The organism is Amycolatopsis speibonae (assembly GCF_042647925.1).
In the GTDB taxonomy this organism is placed as follows: Bacteria; Actinomycetota; Actinomycetes; order Mycobacteriales; family Pseudonocardiaceae; genus Amycolatopsis; species Amycolatopsis speibonae.
This window is the reverse complement of sequence record NZ_JBHRWK010000018.1, coordinates 42,963-60,815: the sequence shown is the minus strand read 5'-3', so window position 1 is coordinate 60,815 and position 17,853 is coordinate 42,963. Positions and strand designations below refer to the sequence as shown.

17 protein-coding genes are annotated in these 17,853 nt (G+C 69.5%); 9 read left to right on the top strand and 8 right to left on the bottom strand.

Translation table 11 applies throughout. The features are described 5' to 3' along the window. Positions 1–30: 30 nt before the first annotated feature. Positions 31–1,599, bottom strand: a complete 1,569-nt coding sequence (locus tag ACFOSH_RS13875) for a multicopper oxidase family protein (RefSeq protein WP_378239249.1) — start codon at positions 1,597–1,599, stop codon at positions 31–33. Further along, positions 1,596–2,003, bottom strand: coding sequence for a hypothetical protein (locus tag ACFOSH_RS13870; RefSeq protein WP_378239248.1), 408 nt, complete (start codon positions 2,001–2,003; stop codon positions 1,596–1,598). Before ACFOSH_RS13870 ends, ACFOSH_RS13875 begins: the two co-directional genes overlap by 4 nt. 80 nt (positions 2,004–2,083) lie before the next feature. Between ACFOSH_RS13870 and ACFOSH_RS13865 the strand changes: the two genes are divergently transcribed. Beyond that, the gene (locus tag ACFOSH_RS13865) at positions 2,084–2,986 is read left to right on the top strand and encodes a LysR family transcriptional regulator (protein ID WP_378239247.1); all 903 of its coding nucleotides are present in this window, start codon (positions 2,084–2,086) and stop codon (positions 2,984–2,986) included. Between the two features lie 24 nt (positions 2,987–3,010). Here ACFOSH_RS13865 and ACFOSH_RS13860 read toward each other — a convergent pair whose 3' ends face one another. The 3 genes from ACFOSH_RS13860 to ACFOSH_RS13850 form a co-directional block, all read right to left on the bottom strand. Next, a complete protein-coding gene (locus tag ACFOSH_RS13860; protein ID WP_378239246.1) occupies positions 3,011–4,105 on the bottom strand; it encodes a S1 family peptidase in 1,095 nt (364 codons plus the stop codon). A gap of 237 nt (positions 4,106–4,342) precedes the next feature. Beyond that, positions 4,343–5,521 carry a GDSL-type esterase/lipase family protein gene (locus ACFOSH_RS13855; RefSeq protein WP_378239245.1) on the bottom strand — a complete coding sequence of 393 codons (1,179 nt, stop codon included), beginning with the start codon at positions 5,519–5,521 and terminating at the stop codon, positions 4,343–4,345. A gap of 8 nt (positions 5,522–5,529) precedes the next feature. Then, positions 5,530–6,102, bottom strand: a complete 573-nt coding sequence (locus ACFOSH_RS13850; protein ID WP_378239244.1) for a TetR/AcrR family transcriptional regulator — start codon at positions 6,100–6,102, stop codon at positions 5,530–5,532. 118 nt (positions 6,103–6,220) lie between these two features. Here ACFOSH_RS13850 and ACFOSH_RS13845 point away from each other — a divergent pair, with 118 nt between their 5' ends. The 3 genes from ACFOSH_RS13845 (at position 6,221) to ACFOSH_RS13835 (ending at position 9,050) form a co-directional block, all read left to right on the top strand. Beyond that, a complete protein-coding gene (locus ACFOSH_RS13845) occupies positions 6,221–7,069 on the top strand; it encodes a hypothetical protein (protein WP_378239243.1) in 849 nt (282 codons plus the stop codon). Positions 7,070–7,098: 29 nt separating this feature from the next. Beyond that, positions 7,099–8,109, top strand: a complete 1,011-nt coding sequence (locus tag ACFOSH_RS13840; RefSeq protein WP_378239242.1) for a hypothetical protein — start codon at positions 7,099–7,101, stop codon at positions 8,107–8,109. A gap of 80 nt (positions 8,110–8,189) precedes the next feature. Next, positions 8,190–9,050, top strand: a complete 861-nt coding sequence (locus tag ACFOSH_RS13835; protein WP_378239241.1) for an endonuclease/exonuclease/phosphatase family protein — start codon at positions 8,190–8,192, stop codon at positions 9,048–9,050. 30 nt (positions 9,051–9,080) lie between these two features. Here ACFOSH_RS13835 and ACFOSH_RS13830 read toward each other — a convergent pair whose 3' ends face one another. Both ACFOSH_RS13830 and ACFOSH_RS13825 read right to left on the bottom strand, forming a co-directional pair. Then, positions 9,081–9,497, bottom strand: coding sequence for a Dabb family protein (locus tag ACFOSH_RS13830; RefSeq protein WP_378239240.1), 417 nt, complete (start codon positions 9,495–9,497; stop codon positions 9,081–9,083). Continuing rightward, positions 9,494–10,675, bottom strand: a complete 1,182-nt coding sequence (locus ACFOSH_RS13825; RefSeq protein ID WP_378239239.1) for an MFS transporter — start codon at positions 10,673–10,675, stop codon at positions 9,494–9,496. The genes ACFOSH_RS13830 and ACFOSH_RS13825 overlap by 4 nt, the downstream gene beginning before the upstream one ends. A gap of 91 nt (positions 10,676–10,766) precedes the next feature. Between ACFOSH_RS13825 and ACFOSH_RS13820 the strand changes: the two genes are divergently transcribed. Then, complete coding sequence (locus ACFOSH_RS13820) at positions 10,767–11,534, top strand: EI24 domain-containing protein (RefSeq protein WP_378239238.1); 768 nt, start codon at positions 10,767–10,769, stop codon at positions 11,532–11,534. 70 nt (positions 11,535–11,604) lie between these two features. Here ACFOSH_RS13820 and ACFOSH_RS13815 read toward each other — a convergent pair whose 3' ends face one another. Beyond that, entirely contained in the window at positions 11,605–14,589 is a 2,985-nt protein-coding gene (locus ACFOSH_RS13815; RefSeq protein ID WP_378239237.1) for a family 16 glycoside hydrolase, read from the bottom strand. Positions 14,590–14,733: 144 nt separating this feature from the next. On the opposite strand from ACFOSH_RS13815, the gene ACFOSH_RS13810 reads away from it, so the two are divergent. From ACFOSH_RS13810 to ACFOSH_RS13795, 4 genes are read left to right on the top strand one after another with little or no spacing between them, the layout of a single operon-like run. Continuing rightward, positions 14,734–14,904 (top strand): hypothetical protein, encoded by a 171-nt coding sequence (locus tag ACFOSH_RS13810; RefSeq protein ID WP_378239236.1) that lies wholly within the window; start codon positions 14,734–14,736, stop codon positions 14,902–14,904. Between the two features lie 50 nt (positions 14,905–14,954). Then, positions 14,955–15,458 carry a hypothetical protein gene (locus tag ACFOSH_RS13805; protein ID WP_378239235.1) on the top strand — a complete coding sequence of 168 codons (504 nt, stop codon included), beginning with the start codon at positions 14,955–14,957 and terminating at the stop codon, positions 15,456–15,458. Between the two features lie 28 nt (positions 15,459–15,486). Continuing rightward, entirely contained in the window at positions 15,487–16,800 is a 1,314-nt protein-coding gene (locus tag ACFOSH_RS13800) for a hypothetical protein (protein WP_378239234.1), read from the top strand. Next, complete coding sequence (locus tag ACFOSH_RS13795; protein WP_378239233.1) at positions 16,797–17,852, top strand: hypothetical protein; 1,056 nt, start codon at positions 16,797–16,799, stop codon at positions 17,850–17,852. The genes ACFOSH_RS13800 and ACFOSH_RS13795 overlap by 4 nt, the downstream gene beginning before the upstream one ends. The last annotated feature ends 1 nt before the right edge of the window (position 17,853 follow it).

Sequence of the window (17,853 nt, the reverse complement as noted above, 5' to 3'; positions counted from 1 at the left end):
CGCGAGCCTGGTCCCTGCCGGACTCGCGGTTCAGAGCACCTCGAAGTTCGCCATCATCGCCATGTCCTCGTGTTCGGCGTTGTGGCAATGGAAGACGTAGCGGCCGCGGTAGCCGTCGAACCGGGCGATGACCTCGACCGACTCGCCGGGGGCCAGGTCCACGGTGTCCTTGATGCCCCCGTCGAACGGCCCTGGTTCGCGTCCGCCGCGCGAAAGGATCCGAAAGCCCACCAGGTGCAGATGCACCGGATGGTGGATGTCGGCGACGAACCGCCAGATCTCGGTGTCGCCGAGGCGCGGGCTCGCCGACATCAGGTCCGGCGAGAACGGTTCCCCGCCGATCACCCAGCCTTCGCGACCGTGGACGGTGCCCGCGCGGAACGAGAAGTCACGGGTGGTCGTGGCCTGTTCCCGGGTGAGCGGCGTGACCTCGGAGAGCTTCGCCGGAACCCGGCTCTCGTCCGGCGCGCGGCGGGCGACGACGAACCGCATGACCTGCGCGGTCGAGCCGGTGCCGAGCCGGTTCACCAGGGTGACCTCGGTGCCGACCGGATACCGGCCGAAGTCGATGACGACGTCGTAGCGTTCCGCGGGCGCGAGGGGAAGGTGGTCGTGTTCGCGCGGCGCTTCGAGGAGGCCTTGGTCGGCGCCGATCTGGACGAAACCGCCTCCGCCGGGCGGCGGTGGGTCCAGCGCCAGGTCGTAGCGGCGGGCGTTGGAGGCGTTGAGGACGCGCAGCCGGTACCGCACGGCCGCGACTTCGTGCACCGGCCACGGTGCGCCGTTGACGAGGATGACGTCTCCGAAAACGCCTTCTATGTAAGCACTTTCCACTCCCGGGGTGGTCCGGAGCGTTCGATCGAGTGAGGGGTAGGCGAAGGTGCCGTGCTCGTCGAAGGCGCGATCGGCGATCATCAGCGGTAGTTCGCGCTCCCCGGACGGGAGCCCCAGGGAGTCTTCCTCGTCATCGCGGATCAGGTGGAAACCGGCCAGGCCCCGGTACACGGCCGGACCGGTGAAGTCCATCCGGTGATCGTGGTACCAGAGGGTCGCGGCCCGTTGCCGCAGCGGGAAGACGTAGTCGCGCTCACCCTCGGAGATCCGGGCGCGCGCGTCGGCCATGCCGTGCCCGGTGTGCCCGGCGTCCCAGCCGGACTTCGGCAGGACGAGGTCGGTCGGGTAACCGTCGGAGTCGGCGGGCGTGTGCCCGCCGTGCAGGTGGACCACGGTCGGGACGGGAAGTTCGTTGCGGTGGTGCACCACCGCCGTCCGGTCCCGCCGCGATTCGATCGTCGGACCAGGGAAGATCCCGTCGTAGCCCCAGATCGGCGTCCGGACACCGGGCAGGATCTCGGCGGTCGCGGCCCGCTGGGTGATCGTGTAGTGATCGGCGTCCGCCGTCCTTTGTGGACGCAGCACCGGCGGGATCGGCAGCGGGACCCGGAACGGCGCCGGCAACGGGAGCCCGCTGCGCAGCAACTCGCCGGTCCCCGGCGCGCCCTGCGCGATCAGCCGGGGTGCGGCGATTCCGGCGGCGACGAGGACACCGGCCCCGCCGGCGAGCCCGAGGAACGTCCGGCGGGGAAGCCGGCGGCTCATCGGCTCGCCCGCCAGGTCTGAGGCCGCCAGACGGCGATGGTCGTCAGCACCATTCCGGTGACCAGGGCGACGCCGAGCGGGATGTGCAGATCGAGCGCGCCGGCGAGTCCGGCGAAGTACTGCGCGGTCTCGCCCGCCGCGAGCAGCAGGCTGACCCAGAACAGCCAGCGTGGGCCGCGGACCAGCCAGAGGGCCAGTGCCGCGAAGATCTGCGCGTACGCCACGAACGACACGGCGTCGGCACCCCAGCGATGCAGCCAGAGCATGTCGTAGTCGCCGCCGAGGTAGCCGCCGGCGAACACCGGCTGGCCGATGATCGCGACGGCGTGGGCGCTCACGAGCACCCGGTTCACCACCAGCGTCCCGTTCGCGTTCCGGCTCGGGCTGGTCAGGGTTTCACTCACGTGATCGAACGTAGGAGCCGACGCCTTATGCTGTCCAAGACAAGATCGGTTATCTGTTCATAACAAGAGAGGTATCAGCGGTGGATCTTCTGGCCCTTCGGTACTTCCAGACGGTCGCCCGGCTCGAACACGTCGGCCGCGCCGCCGAGAAACTGCGTGTCGCGCAGCCCTCGCTCAGCCGGACCCTGGCCAGACTGGAAAACGACCTCGGCGTACCCCTGTTCGACAGGCACGGCCGCCGGATCCGGCTCAACCGGTTCGGCGCCGCGTTCCTCCGCCGTGTGGACCGGGCACTGGCCGAACTCGACGACGCCCGGCAGGAACTCGACGACGCCGCCGGGCTGGAACGCGGCACCGTCACCGTCGCGGCCGAAAGCCTGCTCGTCCTCACCGAACCGCTCCGCACCTTCGTCCCCGGCCATCCGCTGGTGGACGTGCGGCTGTCCCAGTCCTCGGGAGAGGGGATGGCGGAGAAGCTGCGGTCCGGCGACCTCGACCTGTGCATCACATCGCAACCCTTGTCCGGTGACGACATCCGGAGCCGCGTACTGCTGGACGAACCGGTGATGCTCTGCGTTCCGGCCGGTCATCGGCTCGCCGGACGCGGTCGCGTCGCACTCGCGGACCTCGCGGGCGAGCCGTTCCTCACCACCCGGCCCGGCTACTGGCAGCGCGCGCTCGTCGAGCGCCTCTTCGCGAAGGCCGGCCTCGATCTTGAGATCGTCTGTGAGGGTGACGAGGCCGCTGTGCTCTTCCAGCTCATCGACGCGGGGCTCGGCATCGCGTTCGTGCCGTCACTCGGGCTGCGGGCCGATACAAGTACGACAGTGGTCTGGCTCGAGGTCGACGATCCGGAATGCCGCCGCGTGCTCAGCGTCGCGTGGCGTGAGGACACCTACCTTTCCGTCGCCGCCCAGCGCTTTCGCGACCACGCCGTCGAACACTTCCACGCGCAGGCCGAAGCCGGGCCCCGGTCGGAATGACCAGGACCCGGCGTCGGGGAGGTGTTACTGGTTGAGCGCGACGCCGTAGGCGCTCATGGCCTCGCCGATCGGCTGGAAGTACGAGGTCCCGCTGCCCTTGCCCGAGGTGATGCCCAGGCCGGCACTGCCGGAGAACAGGCAGCCGCCCGAGTCGCCGGGGTTGACCAGCGCGCTGGTCTGGATCAGCTGGTGCACCGAGCCTTCGGAGTAGTTCACCGTGACGTTCAGCCGCTGAACCGAGCCCGAGGTGAGGCGGGTGGTGCTGCCGCTCTTGCTGATCCGCTGCCCGACGGTGGCGGAGCCGGCGGAGGCGATCTTCTGGGTGGAGCCGTTCCACAGGGTGACCGCGCCGGGCCCGCTGCCGCTGGTGTTGCGGATCAGGCCGTAGTCGTTGGTCGGGAAGCTGGCGCCCTGCGACGGTCCGACGTTCCACTGCGACACCGCGCGGGTGCAGTGACCGGCGTCGAGGATGTAGTTCTGGCCGCCCTTGTTCGTGTTGAACCCGACCGAGCAGCGGGTGCCGCCGCCGGTGATGGCCTCGCCGTTGTAGATCGCGGTGTGCATCTCACCGGTGGTCCGCTCCACCCGGACCCGGTCGCCGAGTGCTTCGGCGGCCTTGACGAGGGCTTCGGAGCCCTTGGCCGCGCCGGACACGGTCAGCACGACCTGGTTGGTCTTCGGGTCGAGGCCGATCGACGTGTGCGTGACCGTCGGCAACGCCTGCAGGGCGTTCTGCGCCCCGGCCAGCGCCGCGCTGGAGTGCTTGACCACGCGGGCCTGGGCCCCGGTCGCCGTCACCTGGTCCGCGGCGGCCTGGTCGAGCACGTTCACCACCGGCTTGGCGGCGTCGTCGAGGTAGCCGTCGGCGGCACGCGCGCCGAGGGACGCGGTGACCTTCTGCAGCGTTTCGACGCCGGCCGTCTGCGCCCTGAGGAACTCGACGGCGGCGGCCTTGCTGATCCCGGCTTCCGACGCGAGGGACGTCACCGCCTCGTTCTGCACGGTGGGGGAGTAGCCCTCGATCGTCGTGGCGGTGGCCGTCGACGGGGCGAGGAAGCCGATGGCCGCGGCCGCGGCCACCAAGGTGGTGGCGGTACGGGCTAAGGGGTTTGTGCGCATACCGGTGACTCACTTTCGCGAGGGAGGATCCAGCGCGAGGGGTGGCCGCACTGGACGCAGTGGGGTCGCCGGGCACGGCCAAGGTGGCCCGGCACCGATGATCCGGTGCCGATCATGGTGCTGCGCGCCGCCGACGGCGGATACCGACTTTCGTTGGACAGGAAGAAAGATAGGTACCCCGCCGTTCGGCCTACCGACCTATTCGCGCACAGCAAACGGAGTTCGTCCCGGTGGCGTTCACACGCCTGGCCTAGCCTCGTGAGTTGCCCACGCACCTTCGCTGTCGAAGGCCAGCCGCGCGAAGCGCTCGCCCATGAGCCGGTGTGTGGCCGCGTCCGGATGGAGGTCGTCGGGCAGCGGCAGGTCGGCGTGGTCCGCTTCGCCGTACAGTTCGAGGCCGTCGAGGTAGCTCAGGTTCGGATCGGTCGTGCTGCGTTCCTTGACGATGCGGGCGAGTTCGCCGCGGATCGTGGTGAGCGTCAGCTTCCCCGCCCTGGTCTCCGCGGGATCACCGGTGGCCCTGAACCGGATCTTTCCTTCGCGCAGGCCGTCCGGGTCGAACTCGCAGGGCCCCGGGGTGTGCTCGTGGATGGGGCAGAGGATCGGCGAGACGACCAGCAACGGCGTGGTGGGATGCCCTTCCCGGATGGTGTCGAGGAAACCGTGCACGGCGGGGCCGAACATGCGCAGCCGCATCCCGTCCGAGTTGACGAGGTTGATGCCGATCTTGACACTGATCAGGTCGGCGGCCGTGTCCCGCATCGCGCGGGCGGTGAACGGGTCGAGCAGCGCGCTGCCGCCGAAGCCCAGATTGATCAGGTCGACCCCGGCGAGGGCGGCGGCCGTGGCGGGCCACGTCCCGGTCGGGGTCGCCGCGTTGGACCCGTGACTGATGGAACTGCCGTGGTGAAGCCAGGTCTTGCGGCCGCCGGACTGTGCACTGTGGACTGCCGCGTCGGTGCGCAAGGCGACCAGCAGCGTGGTTTCGTCGTGGGGCAGCCAGATCTCGACGTCCTTGTCGTCGCCCGGCAGATCGGTGAAACGCAAGGTGCGCACCGGACCCGGCTTGGACTCGACGGTGCCGGTGGCCATGTCGATGGTGAACGTGTCGCCTTCGGTCACGCTCGCCTGTCCCGCGAGCTTGCCGTCGACGAGCAACTCGTGGACGCCATCGGGCCGGGCAGGGAACCCGGCGTAGACCCGTTTGGTGGCGATGACGTCCAGTTCGACGATCGTGGCCGCGGTGCGGAAGGCCAGCCGGACGCCGGACGGCTGCGATTCCGTCATGGCCAGCTGGCCGTCGGGGATCTGCTGCCTGGCACGCGCGGGCAGCCGGTGGGGGAGTACACCGCGTTCGGTGTACTCGAGGTCCAGTGCGCCGCGGACGAGGGCGGCGGTGATCGGGGTCGTGAGCATTTCCTCGTTCATTTCGTTCGGGGCCAAGCGCGCATCAGGACGTCGAGCGCGTCGAGGATTTCGGTCCAGCTCTCCTGCGAGCCGGGGGTGCTGTGGCTGAAGCCGCCGGCGGCCTCCAGACCGATGAAGCCGCTGAAAACACTGCCCAGCAGCCGGACCGCGTGTGTGCGGTGCGGTTCGGTCAGGTCGTAGCCGCGAAGGATGGCGCGCGTCAATTCGGCGTGCCGTCGCCCGGCGCTGGTGGCGGCCTTCTCCGGAGTGAGCCGGAACCTCGCGGCGGTGAATCTGCCGGGATGGGCGAGGGCGTAGTCGCGATGGACGTTCGCCAAGGCGATCAGCGCGTCCTTGCCCGCCAGCCCCGCCACCGCGGCGGCGGCGAGATCGGCCAGTTCGGCCAAGGCCAGCAGGGCGATCTCGGTCTTCAGCTCGTGGGCGTTCTTCACATGCGAATACAGGCTCGCCGTCTTGACGCCGCACCGCTTCGCGAGCTCTGTCGGGGTCACCTGCTCGAAGCCGATCTCGTCGGCCATCTCCGCTCCCGCCAGGACCACGCGTTCCGTGGTCAGTCCCGCTCGTGCCATGGCCGCCACCTTACCATAGTCCATTCTGGATTTACCTAATCCTTTTAGGAAGCGAAACCTGGGTTCGGTAGCGCCTGGCTCGCCGCAAGCTGGACGCAGCCGAACGGAGGTGAGCGTGATGAACACAGTGGACCCGGAGCGGGCCCGGCACGACCGCATCGAACGCCTGCGGGGAGACCGCCGCCTGCTCGTGGGCGCGATCCTGGCTTCGGCGGTCGCCCTGGCCTGTGGTTTCCTGGCCGGACACGGCTTCGGTGAGCTCTTCGAGCAGTTCCGGACCATGGCGATCGACAGCATTTTCGACGACCGCGGTGACGCCGAACCGCCGTACGGGCCCGTGTGGGGGACTTTCGGCTTCCTCGGTTGCCTCGCCGCGACCAGCCTCGCGGGGGCCGCCACGCGGCGCTATCAGGGGCGGCCGTCGGGATCGGCGTTGCCTGCCGTGCTGGTCTTCGCGGCCAGTACGCTCGGCGTCTGGGAGTCGTCGCGATCCTGGCTTCCGCCGCTCGCCGTCGGCACCGCGGTCGACCCCGTCTTCCACGAGGACGAAAAGTGGGGGTTCTGGGCGTGGCTGATGTACTACGCCGACCGATGGGTGCCCGCGTTCCTGTTCGTCCTCACGTTGCTGGCTTCGCGGTACGCCGTCCAGGTCTCGCGCCGGTACGCGGAGATGGTCCGGACCAGGGACCGGCTGCTGCGGTCCGGGCGACGGGTGCCCGCCGAAATCGTCGAGGTGAAGCTGCGCCTGGCAGGCGACGAGTCGGGTACCCGCGTCGTGGGCGCGGACGTGACGGTGTCGTTCGCCGACCTCGCGGGCATCCGGCGCTGGGCGACCCGCCGCACCCGGGAGACCACGATCGCGACCGCCGAAGTGCTGTTCGATCCGGCTGAGCCCGCCGACGACAAGAAGATCTTCGTGGCGCTGCGCCGCCATCCCGCCCTCAGTGACTGGCTGCCCGCGGCCTGAGCCCGCCCCGAAAGTCTGGAGAAACGTTCATGCCGGCTGTCTCAAGAGCGCTCGCTCTCGTCCGCGGGTTTCTGACGGGGATCATCAGCGGGACGACCCTGTGCGCCTTCGTCGTGGGCATCATCATCGAATACGTCCCGCTGATCATCGCCGGCTTGGGACTCCCTGTCGTCTACGGGATCCTGCTCTACCTCGCCGGGGCGCCGCGGCGAGCTCGCGAGGCGGCGATCGCCCCGGTGGTCGCGCTCGCGAAGATCGAAAGCCTCCGGGCGAGCGGCACCGAGACCGGCGACATCCCGGTCGATTTCGTCCTCACCGTCGCGCCCGACGGCGCGGCGACGCACCGCGTGCGGATCACCCACGGCGTCAACCTGGTCGACATCCCGGACTACCGGCCGGGCGGGATCCTCGTCGTCCAGTACCCGCCGGACCGGCCGTGGAAGGCGCGGATCGCGGAGCGGGTGTCGCCGGAATGGGAGCGCCGCGTTTCCGAGGCCGTGATCGAATCCGCCCCGGAGTCCAGTCTGGTCCAGGAGTCGCCGGAGGGGTGCGCGTTCGGCGCGCTCGCGTTCCTCGGCCTGCTGCTCGGTGCGGCGCTCGTGCTGGTCCTGTTCCGTGGTGAGCTGTTCGCGCCGGATGCGCCCGAACGGACGGAAGAGACCCAGTCCAGCGTGACCACTTCCTCGTCGGGATCCGCGACCGTGAACGTCGACAGGTCACTGCTGGGCGAGGGGGAGTTGCGCCGGGCGATCGACTCGCTCGCGCAGGCCGCGGACGTCTCCCGGGTGATCACCGTCGTCGTCGAGGAGCGACGGCTGACCGTGGTGTTCGCGCCGACGGGCGCCCAGGTGCCTCGGTTCGACCTCCGCACGCTGACTGTCGACAGGGTCCCGGCCATGGTCAAGAGGGCGACGAGCACGATCGACGTCGGGTCGCCGCAGACGTGGCAGGTCACGATCGTCCCGTTCGGAAACGCGGTGAGCAGCCGCGTCATCGTGACCGGCCCCGACGGCAGCGGCTCGCTGGCGGACGGCGGCTGAAGTGGCCGGCGCCTGGCCCGTCGTTGAACACTCGCCTGACGGCTGGACTTCCCCCTGTCCCACCGGTAGACCAGATTCCTGTGACCTTCGTCCAACGCCGCCTCGCGGGCGTCCTCGCCGTCCTCCTGCTCACGATGACCGGTGTCGCCGCTCCGGCCGCCGCGGCCACGAACCTGACCGTGCTGAGCTTCAACATCTGGATGCAGGGCTCGCACGGCGGGATCGGTTCGGTGGTGAACCAGATCCGCGCTTCGGGCGCGAACGTGGTCGCGCTTTCGGAGACCGGCGGCGGCGCCACCGAAGCCATCGCCGACGCGCTGGGCTGGCAGCACACCGAACCCGGCTGGGACATCGACGTGATCAGCGCGCTGCCGATCCAGGACACCGACTGGAAATCCTGGAACGACACGGGCGCGCGGGCCATCACGGCGAAGATCGCCGGCGTCTGGGTCTACGCGATCCACCTGGACTACACGAAATACGGTCCGTACAACGCGTGCTTCGACAAGGACAGCGCCGGCACGATCCTCGCCGACGAGACGAACCGCCGTCGCCAGGCCGAGCAGATCGCCGAGTGGACGGGCAGCAGCCCCGGCATCGTCGCGGGCGACCTCAACAGCCCGTCCCATCAGGACTGGACGGCGGCCGCCAAGTCCCGGCACTGCGGCTACGAGGTGGCCTGGCCGACCACGAAGGCGTTCACCGCCCGCGGTTTCACCGACTCGTACCGGAAGCTGCGGCCCGACCCCGTCGCCGACCCGGGCGACACCTGGTCCCCGGTGGTCAAGGACAACCAGGGCAGGCCGGAGCCGCAGGACCGGATCGACTTCGTCTTCTACCGCGGCGGGTCGATCACGCCCAAGAGCAGCCGCACCTTCGGCGGCGGGACCGGGTGGCCGTCGGACCACCTGGCGGTGCTGAGCTCGTTCACGGTGTCCTGACCGGGGAAGCCGCCGCGGCAGGTTCCTCCATCAGCCACCGTGCTTTCCGGGCGCGGCGCTGCCGGAGTACTCACCGAGGTCGGAGACCAGTTTGGTCAGCTCGGCGTCGTTGTCGTAGCGGCGCTGGTGCAGTTCGGCGATCTTCGCGGCCATCTCCGGGTCCGGGTCGTCGGTGACGTCGAAGGACACGAACTTGTCCACCAGCGGCAGCCCGACCCGGTCGGTGTTCCGGTGCGCCGGATGAATGAGGTACTCCCAGTAGCCTTCGAGATCCTCGAGGGCGAAGACGGCACCCCATTCGTAGTCGCCGCCGAAATCGCGGCCGACGACGAAGGACTTCACCGACGGGATGACCCGGCCCTGATTGCGGAGGCTTTCCAAGGCTTCCTCGACCTGCTCCGGGGAGGCGTCGGGCCGCAGGGTGAGACGGTTGCAGTGGTAGATCATCGTGTTTCCTTTCCGTTGTTTCGGTTCGAGTGGAGAGCGGCGAGCGCCGCTCCGGCTCCCATCGCGATGCCGGTCCAGGTGAAGGTGCCGGCGATGCCGATGGCCTGGACGAGTGGCTGGACGACGAGCGGGGACAGGAACTGCCCGAGGAAGATCCCGGTGACCAGGCCGCTGAGCACCCGGCCGCGCTGCGCTGGCCGGGCGAACTCGGCCAGGCGCAGGTTGAGGTTCGGGACGACGAACCCGACACCGAACCCGCCGATGAGCAGTCCCGCCACGATCTGGGCGACGGTTCCCGCCGTACCGATCACCAGCCAGCCCACGCCCAGGAGTGCGACGCTGACGATGGTGATCGCCGTGGGGCTCAGGCGCTTGCGCAGACGGGGGAAGGCCAGCGCGCCCGCGACGCTGGTCAGCGTGCTCCCGGCGACCACGGCACCGATGACGGCGGGGCCGCTGCCGAACCCTTCGAGCAGGAACGGCAACTGCGTCGGTGCCATGTAGAAGATCAGCGTCGCGACCAGCGCCAGGACGTACACGCCGAGGATGCGGCCAGGCAGCCGGGCCCGCCGGCTTTCACTCGCCGCCGGTTCGCTCCTTTGCGGTTCGCTCAGGGAGAAGACCGCGAAGACGGCCACGATCACCGAGGCCGAGTAGATCCAGAACGGCGCCTTCCAGCTCACCGTGGCCAGCAGCCCGGCCAGCGGCAGGAAGACGACGCCGCCCAGACTCGCGAAAGCTTGCTGCAGGCCGAGGAACGAGGCGCGGCTCGGGCCGGAGAACCAGTCGGTGATCAGGGTGCTGACCGCGGTCATGATCCCGCCGACGGCGATCCCGAGCCCGGCGCGGGTGACCAGCAGCAGGGAGAGGTCGTCCACGAAGAACCCGGCCGTGCCGGCGACCGCGTAGAGCGCGAGCCCGGCCAGGAGCAGTGGACGGCGCCCGACGCGGTCGGCGACGATCCCGGACAGGGGAGCGCTGATCGCGATCGCGAGCGAGGTCACGGTCAGCGCCAGCTTCACGAGCAGACCGGAACCGGGAGTACCGGCGAAGACCTCCCGCATCGCGGGCAGGCTGGGCGCGATGATCGCCGCGGCCATGATGGTCAGCGGCGCCGCGGCCAGCACGGTGCCGCGGGCCAGGCGCGTCGGCGTCGCGGTGTCTGCTCGGTTCGTCACGCCACCAATCTCGCAACGAAGCCCTGGTGTTCGCGTCGGTGAAAATCGCCTATGTCCGAAGTGGGCGGACGCTCACTGGTAGAAATGTCCGATGCGGGATTTCTTCAAGGGGTTCGGGATGTTCTGGCAAGGTCTGGGCATCCTGCTGCGGTCGCCGAAGCTGCTGCTGATCGGGGCGCTGCCCGCGGTGCTGACCACGCTGCTGCTGCTCGGCGGAGTCGTCGCCCTGGCGTTCTGGATCGACGATCTCTCCTTGGTGCTCACTCCCTTCGCCGACGAGTGGTCGCCGCGGTGGCAGGTGCTGATCCGGGTGGCCGTCGGGATCGGGGTGTTCGGCGCGGTACTGGCGATCTGCCTGATCGGGTTCACCGCGCTCACGATCGCCGTCGGCGGCCCGTTCTACGAGCACATCGCGGAGAAGGTCGAGGACGACCTAGGCGGTGTGCCCGGTGCGGTGGAGCTGTCGTGGTGGCGCCTGCTGGTGATGGGTCTGAAGGACGGCCTTTCGCTGGTGCTGCGCTCGCTGATGTTCACGATCCCGCTGATGATCGCGGGCTTCGTCCCGGTGGTGGGGCAGACCGTCGTCCCGGTCCTGCTGGCCCTGGTCACGGCATGGTTCCTGGCGCTGGAACTGATCGCGGTGCCGTTCTACCGGCGCGGAATGGGCCTGAAGGAGCGGCGCCCGCTGCTGCGCCGTCGCCGCGCGCTCGCGCTGGGGCTCGGGCTTCCCACCTCGCTGTTGTGCTTGATCCCCTTCGCCGCGCTGATCGTGATGCCGGTGGCGTTCGTCGGCGGTGTGCTCGTCGCGCGTGAGGTCCTCGCCGCGGACACCGTGGGTCAGCCGCTCCGCGTGGCCTGAGGCGGAAGTCCGTGAGGGCCTCCTTGAGGGACCCAGGGTCCCTCAAGGAGGCCTTCACGGATCGCGCTACCTAGCCGACGGGTTCGATCCAGATGTTGCGGAACCGCGGGTTCTCACCGGGGTCACCGTGATCCTGGAGGCGGATCGCGCCCGGCCCGGCGTTCTCCGGGTTGCTGTCACCCGTCCCGCCGTCGATCTCCACGTCGTTGTGGACCACGACACCGTTCCAGACCACGGTCACGCGGGCGTTGTCGGTCTTGTTCCCGGCACCGTCGAACCGCGCGGCGCGGAAGGTGACGTCGTAGGTCTGCCAGGTGCCGGGGGCCGTCGCCATGTTCCGGTCAGGCGCCCGCTTCGAGTAGATCGCGCCCGCCTCGTTGTTGGCGAGCGTGGTGTCCCCGAACGATTCCAGCACCTGCAGTTCGTAGCGTTCCTGGAGGTAGATCCCGCTGTTGCCCCTCTGCTGTCCGGTGACCTCCGGCGGATAGTTCGGCTCGTTCCACTCGGCGTGCAGCCGGAAATCGCCGAACTGCCGCTTCGTGCGGATGTCGCCGCCGTTCGACTCCATCGCGCCGCCGGACACCGGCCAGGTCGCGGCGCCGCCCGCGCGTTTCTCCCAGGCGTTCAGATCGGTGCCCTTGAACAGCTGGACGCGCTGGGACTCGGTGAGGGTGAGGCTGTCGAGGTTGACGTTGCCCGCGTCGCCCGTGTCGTAGCGATACGAGATCGTGTTGGACCCGGCCTTGAGGTTGAGCGTGTCGGGTTGCGTGTTCCACGTGTCCCAGTTGCCGGTGCTGGCGAGCCTGACCTGTTTGGCCTTGGTGCCGTTGACGTAGACGGACACGGATTTGGTGCCGGGAGCCGGATCCGGGCCGTTCGAGTACCGCAGCGCCGCGTTGTAGGCGCCGGCCTTCGGTGCGTTCACGGTGAACGTCGTCGCGGCACCCTGGTTCCAGTAGCCGTCGACGAACCCGGTGCCCGCGTAGCCCTTGTGGTTCGTGTTCGTCGCCGCGCCGCCGCTCAGCGCGGCCCGCTCGGCCTCGTAGGTCATGCTCGCGGGCGGCCCGCCGACCAGGGAGTTCAGCGTGTACCAGGCCTCCGTGCTCCACAGCGCCGCTCCGGAGTCCGACGCGAACGGACGCGGGGACCGGACGTGCACCACAGAGCCGGCCTTCAGGCCCGCCACCTGCAGCGTGACCTTCTTGCGGTCGGGCGAGAGGCTCGCGGAGGTGACGGACAGGGTCTGCTCGTCGACCTTCGGCCCGCCGTACGCGGGAGTGGGCTGGTAGCGCCACTGCTGTGCCTGGTACTTCGCCGCGAGGTTCTGCGCGGTCTCGGCCGACAACGGCTGGGTGTATTCGAGTTCGAAGCCGCCCGCCACGGCCCGCATCGCGCGGATGTCGAAGGCGTTCGTGCCGTTGGGCGTCACCTTCTGGAGGCCGTAGGCGAGCTTGCCCGGCTGACCCCAGTTGCCTCCGCCGTCGATGCCGCCGGTGTAGATCGCGCCGTCGGGGCCGAGGCTGATCCGGCTGACACCCGATTCGAGGCCTTGGGTGAGCCGGAAGACGGCGCCCTGGTACTCGCCGTTGACCTTCTCCAGGAAGGCACGCTGGAGCCCGCCGTACGTCACGTCGCCGTACACCATCTGCCCGGCGAAGAGACCCTGCGACAACATGACCATGTTGCTCGGCGAGTTCGCGATCTCGTTGTGCGGCAACCACAGCACGGGCGCGGTGACCGGCTTCGAGTCGAACGGTCCCGGGGGATTGGTGTAGTGGTTGAAGAAGCGGTCCTGCTTGACCCGCACCAGCTTGTTCGCCGGCAGCCAGCCGCCCTGGTTGTCGGTGACGAAGACGTCGCCTTCCGGTCCCCAGCCGATACCGTGCGGCGTGCGCAGCCCGCCGGCGATGTAGGACACCTGACCGGTGGCCTTGTTGACCTTGATCGTCGTACCGCGGTTAGGCGCGGGCTGCGGGTCGGTCGTGGCGCCGCCGTAGTTGATGGACACGGAAAGGTTGGCGTAGAAGAAGCCGTCCTTGTACAGCAGGCCGAACGCGAACTCGTGGAAGTTGCCGCCGAACGGCCAAGTGGCGACGGTGCGGTAGTCGTCGGTCACGCCGTCGCCGTTGGTGTCGTTCAGTTCGACGAGCCGTGTCTTCTCCGACACGTACAGCTTGCCGTCGACGTACTTGACGCCCATCGGTTCCTTCAACCCGCTGGCGACCCGCTTGGTCTGGACCTTGCTCGGGTCCGTGTTCCCGCTGACGTTGCTCAGCAGGTGGACCTCGCCGAGGACCTTGTCGGACCCGCCCCAGGTGGCGATGGCGAGCCGCCCGTCCGGCAGCCAGTCCATCCCGGTGACCTGCGGCTGGAAACCGTCGGGACGCAGGTTCGTCAGCGTGAAGCCGGGGTGGACGGCGTTGAGCGGCAGGCCGTCACCGGGCGAGTCCGCGGCACCCTCGCATTCCTTGCGCCCCGGCGCGGTCACCCGGACGACGTCGGCGTCGGTGCTGAGCACCGAAGTCGGCACGAGCGCGAAGTCGGCCGCGCCCGGCGGGCGCCATTCGAGGGTGACCTGCTGATCGTTGGTGTTGTCGAAATGGTCGATCCGCAGCGCGTGATACCCGGTGCTCAGCTGGACCGAGCCGGTCGCCGGTGTCGCCCCGTGCAGGCCGTCGTGGTTGATCACGGTCTGGCCGTCGATGCCGAGCCGGGAGCCGTCGTCGCTGGTGAGCCGGAATTCGTACTGGCCCGCGGTGGCGATGTTGATGTTCCCGATGACCTCGGAGACGAACTGCTCGTCGAGCCCGAAGTCGGCCGTGCCGGTCCAGTTGATCGTCGGCATGAGCTTGTCGACGTTGGGAGTCTGGCCGGATTTGATCGTGCAGAGCTTGGTGATCTCGCGCTGCAGGTCGTACGTGCGTAGCGTGACGCCCGGTTGCTGGGGTGGGATGGCCGCTTCGGCCGGGGCTGTCACCAGGCCGGACAGGGCCGTGACCAGCGCCAGCGAAGCGACGATGGACCGGTTGAAGCGCTTGCGGACAGACGGAAGCATCGTTGCTCCTCGGGTCGGCGGCGGAGCACCTCTGTGACGTCGCTGAACCTAAGAGGACTTTCGTACGAAGTCAACGAAAGTATGTACAACTCGGACGAAAGTTACCCCGAACGGTCGCGCAGGCTGTACAGCTAGAGTCGCGACGTGGGGAGCCTCGATGATCTGATCCGGCTGGTGCCGCCGCCGGAGAAGCCGGTCGTTTTCGACGGCGATTGGCAGTCGGTCGAGAAAGAGCTCGGGCTCGTACTGCCGCTCGGATTCAAGCGCTCGCCGCGCGCTATGGAGCGGGAAGCTTCGACGACATCTACCTGCTGAGTCCCGACGAACTGGTCGTGAGCGCGCGCGATCTCCTCAGGTTGGCAGGGGTGGTTCGTGACGACTTGCCGGAAATGGTGCCCTTCGCGCTGTGGCCAGAGCCCGGTGGCTTGCTGGAATGGGCTCGCACCGGCAACGGCGATGCGCTGTACTGGCTCACCGAAGGCGAACCCGAAGACTGGACGACCGTGGTCTGGAACCCTCGGGACAGTTCAGGTAGCGACGCCCTGGACGCGGTGGCCTTCCTCTTCGCCTACTTCGAGGGACGGCTCGACGTTCCGTTGTTCGGTCCACCGCCGCCGGAGCCGGGGTTCGATCCTCACCGCGACAGCTCCCATGTGTACGTCAAGCTTTCCGCGGGCGAGCTGCCCTACGAGCAACACCGAGATTGGTTGCTGACCTATGAGGACTGCTACGGACACCAGATCCGGGTCGCGTTCCCGCCGGAAGACGACGACGAGGCGCGTGCGGTGATCCTCCGCGCCGCGGAGGTGATGGGGTGTCAGGTGCTCAGAGCCATCACGATCGAAGGGAAACCCGCCTGGCTCGGATAGAGTCTTGATCAGCGCGAGGGGAGAACGAGTGACGACGGGATCGGGCGAGCTCCGGCTGCGTTCGGCCGTCCTCGCGCAGGCGTGGGCGAAAGTCCCCGGCGTGGAGGTCCTCTCGTCGGCCGACGGCGGACCGCTGACCCGGACGATCAAGAAGATCATCGACCCGCTGGTGATCCGCACGGCGGCACGACCTCGGCTCGGCCGTCCCGTGCTGGACGCGGTCGCGGCGGCGGAGCTGACGGAAGTGCTGCTGGCCGACGCCGACAGGCTGCGCGCGACGGCCGCGTGGTTCATCCACCTCAAACGACAGCGCCGCGCCTTGCGCATCACGGCGGGCAACGTCCAGGACGTGTGCTTCCCGCTCGCGTACGAGCTGGCGACGGGTTTCGGCACGCCGGGTCCGGACGCGACGGTGACGGCCGCGGCGGCGTTGCGCGACCTGCACGGTGAGGGCGGCCCGGCGGGCGTCGATCAGCTCACCGGGTATCTCGCGGATCCTCGCCTGTCGGCGGAGTTGACCGCGGAACTGCATCGCCGCTGGCAGGCCGAACCCGTCGTGCCGCAGGACATCACCGCGCTCCAGGCGTTCGTCGAGAGTCTTTCCGACGCGGCCTGGAGTGCTCTCGCCGATTCGGCCACCGGGCACGCCCTCGGGCTCGCGCTGCGACGGCCCGGTGGGGCACACGCCTTGAGTGAGGCCGTACAAGGGATTTCCGGCTTGCCCGTACCGGATCTCGGCCTGCAGCGCGGGGATCGCACCGCCGTCCCGCCGTTGAACCGGCGCGACGAGACCGGCGCCGAACTCCTCGAACGCAGCGTCGAACGGCGGGTTCGCGCGACCTTGCGCCGCGTTCCCCCGGACGAGCGGGCACCCGTCGCCGACCTGGTCGACGACGAACTGGCGCGTGTCGCCGCCGGGTTCGGGCTCGGTGTGCCCGCGCTGGCCGCCTGTTTCGCGCTCGGTGTCGTCCTCGCGCCCGCGTTGCGACCGCTCGACGGCGCCGCGCCCGCGGGCGTCCCCGAATTCGCGCGGCAGCTCAACGCCCAGGTCGCACGGGAGGGCTACGTCCTGCACGCCCGCCGCGCCCTGGCCGGGGCCACTCCGCTCACCCCGCGGCCCGACGCCGAACTCCTGCGCGATCTGCGCGAGTTCGCCAAGCAGTTCCTCAGCAGGCTCTGGGTCCGCCTGCACGGCTTCGACGTCCGCGGCGACTCGCCCGCCGATGCCGCCGACGTCCGCGACCTCGTCACCGGAGTGGTCCGTTCGACCTCGCTGGATCTGCGGACGAAGGTGCGCCGCGCGCTCGTGGCCCGGTTACCGGATCTGGAGGCCGTGTCGTGACGCATCCGGTGCACACCCCCGTTCTCGCGGCCGACGGCGGTCTCGTTCGGTTCGCTCTCGCCGATCTGCTCGCCGGCCGGGCGACCTCGATGCGGATCGAGCTCAGCGACGCCGGTGCCGCCGAACCGTGGCTGACCCGGCTCGTGGGCGCGGAAACCAGCCTCGCCGCGCTGAGTCAGGGGCAGGCAGACGTCCCCGCCCGGCCGGAACTGGGCAGACTCGCCTTGCTGCTTTGGCTGAGGCGCTGGTGGCCTGCCAGTCCGTCGCTCGGGGTGCCGTCGCTCGATCCGGCATTGCTGGACCTCGAAACGGCGGTCGCGACGGCCGACGTGGAGGAGCTGGCAGAAGGTCTCCTCGACAGCTTCGAAGCCTCCCCGGCCGAGCTGTTCGACGCGGCGATCGCGGACGACGCTCTCCTGGCAGCCGCGCCGCCGGTCGCCGACGAAGTACGCGGACTGTGCGCTCGTCTCGCGGCCTGGTTCGACGACCAGGACGACGTCGTGCGCGCCGAAGCCGCGGCGGAAGTGCCGGCGCGCCTGGAAAACGTGGCACCGAGTCAACGCGCGTACGCGCTGGCCGCGGGCACCGATCCCGCCGTGTCCAGCGAAGGCGTACTGGCGAACGGGCGGTCGAGCGTCGACTGGGCGCGGGTGCCACCGGGCGTCCTGGACGCCGCCGAAGACACGGTGACCTGGCGGATCGTCACGGCCGCCGCCGTCACCAGGCTCGAAGTCGAGGTCGCGGGCGCGTTCGCCGACGCGGCCATCACCGCGGTCGCGGTCCACGACGGCGAGCCGTTCGCGGAGGTGCCGCTCGCGCTCGGCGCCGGACGGTTCACCGGGACCGCCGACCTGGACGAAGCCGCGACCCGGCTCGCGGCGGGCGTCCACAATGGACGTATCGCGCTTGTCGTCGGTGTTGTGGGCGAAGGCGTCGCCGGGACCACTCCCGAGGACCGGGCGGAAGTGGTCGCGCTCGTCCGGGCACGCCCGGCGGAAGCCAGGACACTCGCCGAGCGGGCGGCGGCCGCTTCCGACGACGAGGAGTTCTGAC